The organism is Phenylobacterium sp. (assembly GCF_046291545.1).
In the GTDB taxonomy this organism is placed as follows: domain Bacteria; phylum Pseudomonadota; class Alphaproteobacteria; order Caulobacterales; family Caulobacteraceae; genus Phenylobacterium.
Map to the genome: position 1 here is coordinate 151,781 of NZ_JBKBSM010000002.1, position 12,487 is coordinate 164,267.

A 12,487-nucleotide genomic window follows, 5' to 3' on the forward strand; every position below is an offset into this window, starting at 1 on the left:
TCACATTGAGCATTTCACCGGCCTCAAAAAACGCCGCAGGACGGGCCACGTCCGTCGGCGTCTCGGATATGCTCAAATCGAGCATAACTGATGCGTCACATATAGACCCCGTCCGGCGGCTCGGCAAGGGGCCGTAGCGACAACCGCCGGGCGAGCTCAGGCGGCGTGGGCCGACCGCCTCAGGGCGGCGGCGATCGTCTGGGCCAGGGCGTCGGCGGAATAGGGCTTCCGCAGCAGCGGCCAGGGCGCGCCGTCCGCGGCGCTGAGGGCGTCGCCGGTGTAGCCGGACGACAGGATCACCGGCAGGCCGGGGCGCAGCTCAACCGCTTCGCGGGCGAGGTCCACGCCGTTGCGCCCGCCGGGCATCACGAGGTCGGTGAGCAGGAGGTCGACGGCCTGGTCGCTGCGCAGGATCGGCAAGGCCTCGTCGACGTACCCAGCGCGGATCACCCGGTGGCCGAGCTCCTGCAGCATGGCCACGACGAGGTCGCCCACCTCCAGGTCGTCCTCGACCAGCAGCACGGCCAGGGCCGGGGCGGGGGGCGCGGGGGCGGCGGCGCGCGGCGGGGCCGGCTCCGGCTGGGGCTGGGGCTCAGCCGCCGCGGCCTCGGCGCACGGCAGGAACAGGCGCACCGAGGCGCCCTTTCCCGGGGCGCTGTCGATCCCGACGCCGCCGCCGCTCTGACGGGCGAAGCCGTAGACCTGGGACAGGCCCAGGCCGGTGCCCTTGCCGACCTCCTTGGTGGTGAAGAAGGGCTCGAACACCCGGGCGATCACCTCCGGCGCCATGCCGACGCCGGTGTCGTGGACCACGATGCACAGGTAGTCGCCGGCGGCGAGGTCCTCGACCTGGCCGGCGTCCAGGGCCTGCCGCACGGTCTCGATGCGGATGGCGCCGCCGCTGGCCACGGCGTCGCGGGCGTTGACCACCATGTTCAGAACCGCCGCCTCGAACTGGGAGGGGTCGATACGGACGACGGCGCCGGGTGCGGCCGGGGCGACGGTGAGGGCCACCGCCTCGCCGACGGCGCGGCGCAGCAGCGGCTCGCTTTCGCGCAGGAGCTCGTCGACGCAGACCAACTCCGGGCGCAGGGCCTGGCGGCGGGAGAAGGCCAGGAGCTGCTGGGTCAGGCGCTCGCCGCGGCGGGCCGCGCCCTGGGCGGCCTCGATCATGCGGGTGCGGCGCGCGGCGTCCTCCGGGTGGCGCTGCATCAGGTCCAGGGCGCCGATGATCACCGTGAGCAGGTTGTTGAAGTCGTGGGCGACCCCGCCGGTGAGCTGGCCGACGGCCTCCAGCTTCTGCGCCCGGCGCAGGGCGGCCTCGGCGTGGTCGCGCTCGGCCAGGGCCGCCTGCACCCGTTCGGCGAGCAGCTCGTTGATGCGGGTCAGGCCCTCCTCGGCGCGGCGGGCGTCGGTGATGTCGTAGCCGATGCCGATGAAGCCGGCGAACTCGCCGCCGGGAGCGTGGCGGGGCTGGGAGACCGAGCGGATCCAGCGCCACTCGCCGTCGGCGCGGCGGTAGCGGGCCTCCAGGGTGAACTGGCGTCCGGAGGACTCGCCCTCGACCTGCTCGCGCAGGATGCGCTCGAGGTCGTCGGGGTGAAGGCGCAGGCGCCAGTCGAAGGCCAGGGCCTCCTCGAAGGAGACCCCGAGGAAGTCGACATAGGCCCGGTTGGCGAACTCGCGCCCGCCGTCGGTGCGGGAGACCCAGAGCAGCACCGGGGCGCTGTCGGCCAGGGCGTGGAAGCGCGCCTCGCTCTCCCTCAGCTTCTGGCCGGCCAGGCGCTGTTCGGTGATGTCGATGTTGACGCCGACGGCGCGGGCGACGCGGCCCTCGGCGTTGCGGGTCATCTCGGCGCGGGACAGCAGCCAGCGGACCTCGCCGTCGGGGCGCACGATGCGGTACTCGGCGGGCGCCATCCGCCCCTCGGTGACCGCGGTGATGTTCACCTGGCGGGCGAGCTCGCGGTCGTCCGGATGCACGCGGGCGACGAGGTCGCGGGGCTTGAGGCTGGGGTCCGGCGCGATGCCGTAGATGCGATAGAGGCCCGGGGACCAGACCCCCTCGTTGGCGATGACGTTCCAGTCCCAGAAGCCGAAGCCGCCGACCTCCTGCGCCAGGCGCGCGCGGGCCTCGCTGCGCTCCAGGGCGTCGCGGGCCTCGGCGAGGGCCTTGCGGCTCTGGCTAAGGCCGATCAGGGCGCTGCGCAGGAGGGCGGCCGCCAGGACGGCGATCAGGCCGCAGACCACGAACAGCAGATTCTGCTCGGGCCCCTGGCCGACCGAGAAGGCGGCGGGCGCGGCCAGGCCCAGGCCCAGGGCCGCGGCGAGCGCCGCCAGTCCCCAGCGATAGCCGCCGAAATAGGCGGCGAGGATCAGGGCGGGGAAGTAGGTGGCGGCCGACAGGGCCAGGCTGCGCCCTTCGCCGAGGAGCGCCAGCCGCACGCCCACCGCCGCGGCCAGGGCCAGCACCGTCACGGCCAGGGCGTGCAGCAGCGGCGGCGCGCGCCTGGGCGCCAGGCGCAATGGCCAATCGCTCGAGGGCATAACCCACCCGACTCCGCATGGCGTCCCGTCGGCGCGGGGCGCGTCCGGCGAAAGGATGCGGGGCTTGGGCCGCCCGCGCAACCGCCGATCAGCGATTCCGGGCCGCGCCAGCGAGGGTCGGCGGCGCGGAAGGGGTGGACTCCGCACACGTTTTGGCCGATGTCCGGCCTGAACTTCGCCACCGGCCTGCGCAAGGCTGGCCGGTCGTGCAACCCTGGATCGCCGTGCCGCGCCCCGCCTCGAAGCTTGGCCGTTTCCTCCTGCGCCTGGTCCCGCCGCTGGCGGCGGCGGCCCTGGCCGGCTGCGGCACCGACAAGAGCGCGCTGGATGAAGCGGCGCAGCTGGACGCGCTGGCGAAGGAGACCCGCGGCTGGTCGGCGCGCTCGCTGGAGCGGCTGACCGCCGAACTCGACCCCTCGACGCTGGCCCTGGCGCGGCGGCACGACCCGGCGGCCAAGGTCGACTACTGGGGCCGGCCGCGGGGCTGGGAGACCTTCCGCCTGGCGGACTATCCGACCCTGGGCTTCGGCACGACCTTCGACGAGACGGCGCGGCGGATCAACGCCCTGAAGCCCTACGCCAAGGGCCCGATCAACCCGATGGACCCGTTCGTGCTGCGGGCCGATTCCCGCGACCGGGCGCGGGCGCTGAAATGCCTGACCCAGGCGGTCTATTTCGAGGCGGCGCGGGAGCCAACGATCGGCCAGGAGGCGGTCGCCCAGATCGTCCTGAACCGGGTGCGCCACCCGGCCTATCCCAACTCGGTGTGCGGGGTGGTCTACCAGGGCTCGGCCCGGCGGACCGGCTGCCAGTTCACCTTCACCTGCGACGGCTCGCTGGCCTATGCGCCGGAGCGGCGGGCCTGGGAGCGGGCCGAGGCGGTGGCGCGGCGGGCGCTGGACGGCTTCGTGCTGGAGCAGGTGGGCCCGGCGACCCACTACCACGCCGACTATGTGGCGCCCTACTGGGCGCCGACGCTGGTGAAGCTGACCCGGATCGGCGACCACATCTTCTATCGCTGGACCGGACCTGCGGGCGAGCCGGCCGCCTTCATCGGCCGCTACCGGGGCGGGGAGACGAACCTGTCGCTGGCGGTGCTGGGCGGCACGGACGCGCGCACCCAGGGGCTGACGGGCGTGGCGCCGCCCTCGGCGCAGAGCCGGACCGTGACCCTGGCGGTGGCCGGAGAGGTGCGCACCTACGCCGTGGCCGACCCCGAGGCGCCGGGCGGCGAGCGGCTGCGGGTGGCCGGCCAGATCCAGCCCTCGCGGCGCCAGCCGACGGCCGAGGAGGTCCAGAGGATCAACGGGGCCCTGGCCGAGTTCGAGGCGAAGGGCGCGGCCCCGCCGCCGGCCGAGGCGCCGGTCAGCCCGTGAAGGCGTCCGGATAGGCGACCGTGAGGGGCGCGTCGAAGGCGCCCGCCTCGATCGCCAGGGCCATGAAGGCCGGCGAGCCGGCGTAGGGCGCGGCGACCCTGGCCGCGGTCTCGGCGCTGAAGCCGAAGCGCGGATAGTAGTCGGGATGGCCGAGCAGCAGGACGCCGTGGACGCTGAAGTCGCGGCAGGTCTCCAGGCCCGCGCGGATCAGGGCCGAGCCGACGCCGGCGTTCTGGCGCGCCGGCCGCACGCTGACCGGGGCGAGGGCGGCGTAGAGCTCCGGCCGGTCGGCCCACAGGCGCGAGAAGAGGATGTGGCCGCAGACCTCGCCGTCGGACTCGTCCACCAGCTCGAAGAGGACGTCGCCCGCGCCGCGCAGGCGCTCGACGAGGTCGGCCTCGTCGGCCCGGCCGAAGGCGGCGGCGGTGACCTCGCGGATGGCGGCGTGGTCGGCGGTCCGGGCGTGGCGGATCATGGACCGGAGCATAGGGCGCCGGCGCGGGGGATTGAACGCCCCTCAGGTCCGGCCAAGGCGGCTCAGTCGCCGGCCTCCCAGCCGACGTCGGCGCCCAGGGTGTTGAGGTTCTCGATGAAGCGCGGGTGGGCCCGGCGGATGGGGGCGGCGTTGAGGATCACCGAGCGCCCCTCGATCGAGGCCGCCAGCATGAACAGGGCGATCGCCACGCGGATGATGTAGGGGCTCTCGACCTGGGCCGGGGCGAGGGGCCGGCCGCCGTAGGTGATGACCCGGTGCGGATCGCACAGCACCGCCTGGCCGCCGAACTTGGCCAGCTCCGAGGTCCAGCCGAGGGCGCCTTCGTAGACCTTGTTCCAGAACATCACCGAGCCCTCGGCGCGCACCCCCAGGGCGATGAAGATCGGCAGGAGGTCGGCGGGAATGTAGGGCCAGGGGGCGGCCTCGACCTTGGGCAGGATGTAGCTGGTGAACGGCTGGCGCACGCGCAAAGGCCCCTCGGAGCGGGCGGTGGACCAGCCGTCCTGATGGCGAACCTCCACGCCGAACTTGCCGAAGGTGCGGTCGATCAGAGGGAAGTGCTCGGGGCAGGTGTTGCGCACACGGATCCCGCCGCCGGTCAGGGCGCCCATGGCCAGGAAGGTGGCGATCTCGTGGAAGTCGTCGGCGAAGCGGAAGGTGGTCCCCGACAGCTCGCGCACCCCGTCGATGGTGAGGGTGGAGGCGCCGACGCCGAACACCTTGGCCCCGATCAGGTTGAGGAAGGCGCAGAACTCCTGCACGTGCGGCTCGCAGGCGGCGTTGGTGAGCTGGGACACGCCCCGGGCGGTGGCGGCGCACAGGACGAAGTTCTCGGTGGTGGTGACCGAGGCGTAGTCCAGCCAGTGGTCGACGGCGGAGAAGCCGTTCCTGGCGGTGATGACGATGGCGTCGCCTTCGGTCGAGACCTCGGCGCCGAAGGCCTGGAAGACCTCGATGTGCGGGTCGATCTCGCGCGCGCCCAGGGTGCAGCCCTTGACGTCGTCCTCCAGGCTCGCGCGGCCGAAGCGATGCAGCAGGGCCGGGATCAGCATGATCGAGGAGCGCATGCCGACCGGCAGGTGGGCCTGGGCCGCATCGAGGCCCGCCCCGTGGCGCAGGCGCAGCGTGCCGGTGTCGAAGTCCATGTCGACCTCGCTGCCGAGGGCGCGGAAGAAGTCGAGGATCTTGCGCACGTCGGTGATGTCGGGGACGCGCTCCAGCACCACCGGCTCGTCGGTGAGCAGGGTGGCGCACAGCACCGGCAGGACGGCGTTCTTGTTGGCCGAGGGCGTGATGTCGCCCTTCAGGGCGCGGCCGCCCCGCACGATCAGATTGGACATGGCTGGCTCGGGGTCTGGGATGAAGGCGCGCGCGCCTGACGTGGAGTTAGCCGAGGCCGGGGGCGCGGGGGAAGGGGGCAAGGCGCCCCAGGCGCGCCCGACGCGCTCAGGCCAGGGTGGGATCCTCGCTCACCCGCACCAGGATCTTGCCGAAGTTGCCGCCCTTCAGCATGTCGGCGAAGGCCGCGGGGATCGCCTCGAAGCCGGTGCGCACGTCCTCCAGGTACTTGACCTGGCCCGAGGCCACGGCGGGGCCGAGCTCGGCGAGCATCGCCTCGTGGTGGCTCTCGACATAGTCGCCGACGAACAGGTTGGTCACGACGACGCCACGGGCCTGGGCGCGGGCGGTCTCCTCGGCGCGGGCGTCGCCGCCGGGGGCGTCGCCGTAGTGGCTGATGAGGCCGCAGATGGTCATGCGCGCGCCGGGATTGAACAGGGGCAGGACGGCGTCGAAGACCGGCCCGCCGACGTTCTCGAAATAGACGTCGATCCCGGCGGGACAGGCGGCGGCGAGGTCCTGGGCGAAGGTGGGCGAGGCGTGCGAGACGCAGGCGTCGAAGCCCAGGGTCTCGGTCACGAAGCGGCACTTCTCGGGACGACCGGCGACGCCCACGACGCGGGCGCCGCGCAGGCGGGCGAGCTGGCCGGCGATCTGGCCGACGCCGCCGGAGGCGGCCGAGACGACCACGGTGTCGCCAGCCTTCGCCCCGCACTGGACGATCATGCCGGCGTAGGCGGTGAGCCCCAGCATGCCGAGGACGCCAACGGCGTGGGAGATCCGGCCCTGGGCGGGCTCGAGCTTGCGCGGAACCATGTAGGCCGGGCGCGACGTCCCTTCGCCCATCAGGCCGTACAGCGACCAGCCGTTGGTGTTGAAGACGAAGTCGCCGGCCTCGAGGCCCGGAATCCGGCTTTCCACGACCTGGGAGACGGTGCGCGCGTGGCAAGGCTGGCCGGGCTTGTCCGCGCCGCTGCGCTTGTAGCCCCACTGGTAGGGGTCGAGGGAGACGTAGATGGTCCGGGTCAGGGCCTGGCCCTGGGCCGGGACGGGGATGGGGCCTTCGCGCAGCTCGAAGGTGTCGGCGTCGGGCCAGGCGCCCACCGGGCGGTCGGCGAGGGTCCAGTAGCGGTTGACGTCGGCCATGGCGGTCTCCTTCCCCGTCGGGTTTTGCGGCAGGTGCGCCGGAGCCGGCGGCGCGGTCAAGCCGCGCTGGGACGGCCGGCCCGGCCAGGCGCCGGCGCGGGGCCACGGGCCTTGGTGGCGGGCGCCGGCGTCCCGATACCCATAATGAGTAGGCGGTTCAGCGCCTTAGAGGAGTTTTCATAGGCGTCGCGCGAGGAGCTTCGGGGAAGGACCGTCAGAAGGATGGTCCCGGTACGGAAGAGCAGGACCTGGTGATGGATTTCGACAAGGCGACGGCGGCGCACGCCGACTGGAAGGTCAAGCTGCGCATGGCGCTGATGAACGGCGACACCCTCGACGCCGAGACCCTGTGCTCGGACAAGCACTGCGATCTGGGCCGCTGGCTGCACGGCGAGGGCCGGGCGCGCTTCGCCGGTCGGCCCGCGTTCGGCGAGTGCGTGGAGGCGCACAAGGACTTCCACGAAGCGGCTGCGGGCGTGGCCCGGGCGATCAACCGCAAGGACTTCGCCGCCGCCGAGACCCTGCTGGGCGCCGGCTCGCGGTTCGGCGAGGCCTCCTCAAAGGTGGCCGTGTCGGTGCGCCGCCTCAAGCGCGAGGTCGAAGACGTCGGCTGACGCCGCACGCGGGCGCGGCCGCCGCGCGTTCACCAGACGCCGATCTCCTTGGCTTCCTTGTGGGAGATCGGGTGGTGGGCCTTCTTGTGGTCTTCCTCGGCGAGGAAGCGGACCGCCTCCAGGGCCGCCATGCAGCCCATGCCCGCCGCGGTGACGGCCTGGCGGTAGACGTCGTCGGTCACGTCGCCGGCGGCGTAGACGCCCTTGATCGCGGTGCAGGGGCTGCCGGCCTTGACCTTGAGGTAGCCGCCGTTGTGGGTCTCGAGCTGGCCGGCGAAGAGTTCGGCCGCCGGGGCGTGGCCGATGGCGACGAACACCCCGTCGCAGGCGAGCTCGCGGGTGTGGCCGGTCTTGACGTCCTTCAGGCGCACGCCGGTGACGCCCAAGGGATCGGTCTGGCCGAGCACCTCGTCGATGGCGCTGTTCCAGACCACCTCGATCTTGGGATGGGCGAACAGGCGCTCCTGCAGGATCTTCTCGGCGCGGAACTCGTCGCGGCGGTGGACCACCGTGACCTTCGAGGCGAAGTTGGTGAGGTAGAGGGCCTCCTCCACGGCGGTGTTGCCGCCGCCGACCACGACCACCTCCTTGTTGCGATAAAAGAAGCCGTCGCAGGTGGCGCAGGCGGAGACGCCGAACCCCTTGAACTTCTCCTCGCTTTCGAGGCCGAGCCAGCGGGCCTGGGCGCCGGTGGCGATGATCAGGGTCTCGGCCAGCCACTCCTGGCCGGAATCGCAGGACAGGCGGAACGGGCGCTGCGACAGGTCCACCGAGGTGACGATGTCGTGGACGATCTCGGTCCCCATGTGCTCGGCCTGGGCCTGCATCTGCTCCATCAGCCAGGGGCCCTGGATGACGTCGGCGAAGCCCGGATAGTTCTCCACGTCGGTGGTGATCGTGAGCTGGCCGCCCGGCTGGATGCCGGCGATCAGCACGGGCTTGAGCAGCGCTCGGGCGGCGTAGATGGCGGCGGTGTAGCCGGCCGGGCCGGAACCGATGATCAGGCAGCGGGTTTCGCGGGGGGCGGGGGCTTGGCTCATCGCCGTAATGTAGTTGCGATTCCGCCTTGGCGCGACGGGAAGCGGGCATGAGAAAATTTGCATCGACCATCGGATTTGGCGCCGTGGCGGGCGCGCTGATCGGCCGCTCGCTGGTCGCTACCCTGATGGGCGCGGCCTTCGGCGGGGGCCTGGGCGCGGTGCTGGCCGCGTCGCAAGGCCGCAAGGCGGGACCGCCGGCGCCCCCGGCCGGTTAAGACGCGGTTCAGCGGCGCGGGTAAGATTGCGGGCGACGCCGTCCCAAGGTCCGCCCATGACCCAACCGCCCGAGATCGAGATCGCCGGCCGCAAGGTGGGGCCCGCGCACGAGCCGTTCGTGATCTGCGAGCTGTCCGGCAACCACAACGGCAGCCTGGACCGGGCGCTGGCGATGATCGACGCGGCGGCGGAGACCGGCTGCGACGCCATCAAGATCCAGACCTACACCGCCGACACCATCACCATGGACGTGGACCGGCCCGAGTTCCGCATCCACGGCGGGCTGTGGGACGGGCGCAGCCTGCACGAGCTCTACCAGGAGGCCCAGACGCCCTACGAGTGGCACCCGGCGCTGTTCGCGCGGGCGGCGCAGCGGGGAGTGATCCTGTTCTCCAGCCCCTTCGACGAGACGGCGGTGGACCTGCTGGCCGGGCTCGGGGCGCCGGCCTACAAGATCGCCAGCTTCGAGGCGGTGGACCTGCCGCTGATCCGCTATGCGGCTGCCAAGGGCAAGCCGCTGATCATCTCCACCGGCATGGCCAACATGGCCGAGATCGAGGCCGCCAGGGACGCCGCGCTCCAGGCGGGGGCCGCCGGGGTGGTGCTGCTGCACTGCGTCTCCAGTTATCCGGCGAGCTTCGAGGACGCCAACGTGCGCACGGTGGCGGATATGGCCGAGCGCTTCGGCTGCCCGATCGGGCTGTCGGACCACACGCCGGGCTCGGCGGCCTCGGTGGCGGCGATCGCCCTGGGCGCCTGCGTGATCGAAAAGCACTTCACCCTGGCCCGCGCTGACGGCGGGCCGGACGCGGCCTTCAGCCTGGAGCCGGACGAGTTCAGGGCGCTGACGGCGGACTGCAAGAACGCCTGGCGGGCGCTCGGGCGGGCGCACTACGACCTGCTAGGCTCGGAAAAGGCCAACCGCCAGTTCCGCCGCTCGCTCTACGTGGCGGCCGACGTCAAGGCCGGCGAGCCCCTGTCGCGGGCCAATGTGCGCTCGATCCGGCCGGGCGACGGCCTGCCGCCGGGGGAGCTCGACAAGGTCCTCGGCCGCCCCGCCGCCCGCGACCTGAAGCGCGGCGAGCCCCTGGACTGGGGAATGGTGGGCTAGAACGCTGTCGTCCCCTCGGTCGCTGCGTGACGGCTGTGCGGAGGGGGCGCGGTTCCTATTGGACGGCGTAGCCCTTGGCGCGGAGGCGTTCGGCGCTGGCGGTGCGGACGGCGGCCCAGTCTTCGGCCAGGAGGCCGAGGGCGATGACGTCGAGGGGGCGGCCGGCCTTCCAGACGTGGTGGCGGAAAAGCGCCTCGCGCCGGAAGCCGAAGGACTCGTGGATCTTCCAGACCGCCTCGTTCTCCACCAGCACTTCGCAGCAGAGCTTGTTCAGGCCCAGATCGCCGAAGACGTGCTCGATCACCCAGAACTCGACGAAGGCGCCCACGCCCTTGCCGCGCACGGCGGGGGAGGCGAGGTAGTAGGCCCAGCTCGTCTTCCGGTTGGCCGGCGAGATGTCGTAGAGGTTGGCCAGGCCCACGGGCGCGCCGCCGAGCTCGATGATCCAATAGCGGCGGGACGGGTCGGCCAGGGCGGCGGCGAACCAGCGCGCGTGCTCCTCCGCAGAGATCACATGGTCGGTGTACATCCAGCGGGCCACGTCCGGCTGGTTGCGCCATTCGAGAAGGCGCGGGCTGTCGGCGGGCTCGACGGGGCGCAGGGCGACGGCCGTCATGAGGGAAGCTCCGAGGAATTGCGCGGCAGGGCGACCACGTCCGCCGAGGTGAACGCCGGGTTAGACGGATAGAGCGTCTCGTAGACGTAGCGAACGAAGGCGAGGTCGGCCGGGTGGTCGACGGTCCAGCGCAGGTGGGCCAGGGACGGGGCGTCGCTCACATAGCCCAGGGCGAAGCGCTCGGGCCGGCGATAGATGAACGGCGTGACGTGCTCGCGCTCGTAGGGATCGACGGCCTCGCGCCAAGCGGTCTCCAGGACCGAGGCGCGCATGACCTCCACGTCCAGGCCGTGGGGAAAGGTGCGCGCCGGCGGGGTGTTGGAGGTGTAGTCGTCGCCGCGCTGCAGGTGGGTCTCGATGGTGCGGTCGATGAGGGTCCAGTCGGCGAGCGGGCAGTCGGCGGTCATGCGCACCACCGTCCCGGCGGGGCCGAAGGCGGCCAGGGCGCCGTGGAAGCGGTCCAGCACGTCGTCCAGCGACCCGCGGTGGACGGGCAGGTCCAGGTCGGCGCAGGCGCGGGCCAGGACGTCGTCGCCCGGCTGATCGCTGGTGGCCACGACGAGGCGGTCGATGCGCCGGCTGCGGCGCAGGCGCTCGGCCTGGCGGGCGATCATCGGCCGGCCGAGCACCGGCTCCAGCACCTTGCCCGGCAGCCGGGTGGACGACATCCGCGCCTGCAGAATCCCCAGGATCATGGCGCGGACACGGCGTCAGGCCCGCAGGGCGCGGGGCGCCGCGGCCGGCGCGGCCAGCGCCTGGGCGAGGTCGCGGCCCAGGGCTGCGAGTCCCGGCCCGGGGCGGGCCGGATCGACGCGGGCCACGAGCAGGGCGCCGCCGCAGGTGCGGGCCACGGCCCGGCGCAGCTCGGCCAGGCGGTGGACGCGCTCGACCGAGGGCAGGTCGGCGGAGCGGACGCCGGCCTCGACCTGGTCGCCGAGCACGAGGGCCTCGCCGCCGAAGCCGGCGCACAGGCGCTGGATCTCGCGGCGCAGGTCGCCGTCGGGCGCCTCGGCGATGCATTCGGCCGTGAGCAGAGTGTGGCCGCGGCTCTCATAGGCGAACAGGCGGGCGACCACGCCGGCGGCGGTGAAGTTGCAGATGTGGAACGGCGCGGGGCGGCCGAACTGGGCCTTGAAGACATAGGTGGCGCGCAGGCGGCGGGCGGGCCGGGGCGGCTCCACCCCCGCCGGCCGGAACAGCGGGGCCGGATCGGCGGTCCAGAGCACCAGGTCGTCCTCGGCGCAGGTGTGCAGGGCCTCGTGCGGCGAGACCAGGGAGGTGTCGTGGATGACGACGCCCAGGTCCTGGAGCCGGCGTCGGGCGGCCTCGAACATCGCCGCATAGCCCTCGCGGGGGGTCGCCTGGACGGCGCGGGCCCGGCCGCCCATGCCGGGCGGCAGGGCGTAGAGCTCGTCGTAGTGCTCGTCGGTGCGGCGAAGGTCGGCCAGGGTCGAGACGTCGGCGCCGATCGGATAGACGCGCGCCATGTCCATGCAGGCCGCGGCGTCGGCGTGGGCGTGGTCAAGCCAGTCGCCCAGGCGCCACTCAGCGTGGCGTCGCAGGGCCGGCTGCATTTCGGCCGGATAGGCGCGAATCCGGTCGGCGAGGGTCTCGCCCGCGGGCTCGGCCAGGGCCAGGCCGCGGCAGGGTAGAGCCGGCCCGTCGAAGTCCTCGACGAAGACGTGGCCGCCGCTCGGCGAGGGACTGACCGAGCCGCAGCCGGCCTCGACGGCGTCGAAGGCGACGCCCTGCCATTCGAGCAGATCGCGGGCCGCGTCGCCGCGGGCGCCGAAGCGCACCTGCAGCTCGCGCAGCTCGACCCCGTGGTCGACCCTGGGCAGGGCCGAACCGCCCAGGCGGCCGGAGCGCTCGTGAAGCTCGATCTCGCGGAAGCCCTGGCGATGGGCCTCAAGCGCGGCGAGCACGCCGCCCATGCCGCCGCCGACAATGCGCACCCTGGTCATCTCATGCCAGCCCCCCGGCTGAC

12 protein-coding genes are annotated in these 12,487 nt (G+C 72.9%); 4 read left to right on the forward strand and 8 right to left on the reverse strand.

Translation table 11 applies throughout. The features are described from left to right. Window positions 1-156 precede the first annotated feature (156 nt). Window positions 157-2,547: a PAS domain-containing protein gene (locus tag ACK4YQ_RS07220; RefSeq protein WP_409609808.1), complete on the reverse strand. Its 2,391-nt coding sequence runs from the start codon at window positions 2,545-2,547 to the stop codon at window positions 157-159. A 206-nt stretch (window positions 2,548-2,753) separates the two neighbouring features. On the opposite strand from ACK4YQ_RS07220, the gene ACK4YQ_RS07225 reads away from it, so the two are divergent. After that, window positions 2,754-3,923 carry a cell wall hydrolase gene (locus ACK4YQ_RS07225; protein WP_409609810.1) on the forward strand — a complete coding sequence of 390 codons (1,170 nt, stop codon included), beginning with the start codon at window positions 2,754-2,756 and terminating at the stop codon, window positions 3,921-3,923. Here the strand turns inward: ACK4YQ_RS07225 and ACK4YQ_RS07230 are convergent. From ACK4YQ_RS07230 to ACK4YQ_RS07240, 3 genes are all read right to left on the reverse strand, one after another. Beyond that, window positions 3,913-4,398, reverse strand: coding sequence for a GNAT family N-acetyltransferase (locus ACK4YQ_RS07230; RefSeq protein ID WP_409609812.1), 486 nt, complete (start codon window positions 4,396-4,398; stop codon window positions 3,913-3,915). The two genes, ACK4YQ_RS07225 and ACK4YQ_RS07230, sit on opposite strands and share 11 nt — an antisense overlap. 62 nt (window positions 4,399-4,460) lie before the next feature. Then, window positions 4,461-5,759: a UDP-N-acetylglucosamine 1-carboxyvinyltransferase gene (locus ACK4YQ_RS07235; RefSeq protein ID WP_409609814.1), complete on the reverse strand. Its 1,299-nt coding sequence runs from the start codon at window positions 5,757-5,759 to the stop codon at window positions 4,461-4,463. 106 nt (window positions 5,760-5,865) lie between these two features. After that, window positions 5,866-6,903 (reverse strand): NADP-dependent oxidoreductase, encoded by a 1,038-nt coding sequence (locus tag ACK4YQ_RS07240; protein WP_409609816.1) that lies wholly within the window; start codon window positions 6,901-6,903, stop codon window positions 5,866-5,868. Window positions 6,904-7,157: 254 nt separating this feature from the next. Between ACK4YQ_RS07240 and ACK4YQ_RS07245 the strand changes: the two genes are divergently transcribed. Then, window positions 7,158-7,517 (forward strand): CZB domain-containing protein, encoded by a 360-nt coding sequence (locus ACK4YQ_RS07245; RefSeq protein ID WP_409609818.1) that lies wholly within the window; start codon window positions 7,158-7,160, stop codon window positions 7,515-7,517. A 29-nt stretch (window positions 7,518-7,546) separates the two neighbouring features. Here the strand turns inward: ACK4YQ_RS07245 and trxB are convergent, their stop codons facing one another. Next, entirely contained in the window at window positions 7,547-8,557 is a 1,011-nt protein-coding gene (trxB, locus tag ACK4YQ_RS07250; RefSeq protein ID WP_409609820.1) for a thioredoxin-disulfide reductase, read from the reverse strand. Between the two features lie 47 nt (window positions 8,558-8,604). Between trxB and ACK4YQ_RS07255 the strand changes: the two genes are divergently transcribed. Then, entirely contained in the window at window positions 8,605-8,772 is a 168-nt protein-coding gene (locus tag ACK4YQ_RS07255) for a hypothetical protein (RefSeq protein ID WP_409609822.1), read from the forward strand. 56 nt (window positions 8,773-8,828) lie between these two features. After that, window positions 8,829-9,884 carry a pseudaminic acid synthase gene (gene pseI / locus ACK4YQ_RS07260; protein WP_409609824.1) on the forward strand — a complete coding sequence of 352 codons (1,056 nt, stop codon included), beginning with the start codon at window positions 8,829-8,831 and terminating at the stop codon, window positions 9,882-9,884. 55 nt (window positions 9,885-9,939) lie between these two features. Here pseI and pseH read toward each other — a convergent pair whose 3' ends face one another. From pseH to ACK4YQ_RS07275, 3 genes are read right to left on the reverse strand one after another with little or no spacing between them, the layout of a single operon-like run. Next, window positions 9,940-10,500, reverse strand: coding sequence for a UDP-4-amino-4,6-dideoxy-N-acetyl-beta-L-altrosamine N-acetyltransferase (pseH, locus tag ACK4YQ_RS07265; RefSeq protein WP_409609826.1), 561 nt, complete (start codon window positions 10,498-10,500; stop codon window positions 9,940-9,942). Next, a complete protein-coding gene (locus ACK4YQ_RS07270) occupies window positions 10,497-11,195 on the reverse strand; it encodes a cytidylyltransferase domain-containing protein (RefSeq protein ID WP_409609828.1) in 699 nt (232 codons plus the stop codon). Before ACK4YQ_RS07270 ends, pseH begins: the two co-directional genes overlap by 4 nt. A 15-nt stretch (window positions 11,196-11,210) precedes the next feature. Beyond that, complete coding sequence (locus ACK4YQ_RS07275; RefSeq protein ID WP_409609830.1) at window positions 11,211-12,464, reverse strand: NAD(P)-binding protein; 1,254 nt, start codon at window positions 12,462-12,464, stop codon at window positions 11,211-11,213. Window positions 12,465-12,487: the final 23 nt, after the last annotated feature.

Bases quoted from the DNA above. Each gene is read 5' to 3' on its own strand.
- ACK4YQ_RS07220 (WP_409609808.1), bottom strand. From the start codon at position 2,547: ATGCCCTCGAGCGATTGGCCATTGCGCCTGGCGCCCAGGCGCGCGCCG.
- ACK4YQ_RS07230 (WP_409609812.1), bottom strand. From the start codon at position 4,398: ATGATCCGCCACGCCCGGACCGCCGACCACGCCGCCATCCGCGAGGTC.
- ACK4YQ_RS07235 (WP_409609814.1), bottom strand. From the start codon at position 5,759: ATGTCCAATCTGATCGTGCGGGGCGGCCGCGCCCTGAAGGGCGACATC.
- ACK4YQ_RS07240 (WP_409609816.1), bottom strand. From the start codon at position 6,903: ATGGCCGACGTCAACCGCTACTGGACCCTCGCCGACCGCCCGGTGGGC.
- ACK4YQ_RS07245 (WP_409609818.1), top strand. From the start codon at position 7,158: ATGGATTTCGACAAGGCGACGGCGGCGCACGCCGACTGGAAGGTCAAG.
- trxB (WP_409609820.1), bottom strand. From the start codon at position 8,557: ATGAGCCAAGCCCCCGCCCCCCGCGAAACCCGCTGCCTGATCATCGGT.
- ACK4YQ_RS07255 (WP_409609822.1), top strand. From the start codon at position 8,605: ATGAGAAAATTTGCATCGACCATCGGATTTGGCGCCGTGGCGGGCGCG.
- pseI (WP_409609824.1), top strand. From the start codon at position 8,829: ATGACCCAACCGCCCGAGATCGAGATCGCCGGCCGCAAGGTGGGGCCC.
- pseH (WP_409609826.1), bottom strand. From the start codon at position 10,500: ATGACGGCCGTCGCCCTGCGCCCCGTCGAGCCCGCCGACAGCCCGCGC.
- ACK4YQ_RS07270 (WP_409609828.1), bottom strand. From the start codon at position 11,195: ATGATCCTGGGGATTCTGCAGGCGCGGATGTCGTCCACCCGGCTGCCG.
- ACK4YQ_RS07275 (WP_409609830.1), bottom strand. From the start codon at position 12,464: ATGACCAGGGTGCGCATTGTCGGCGGCGGCATGGGCGGCGTGCTCGCC.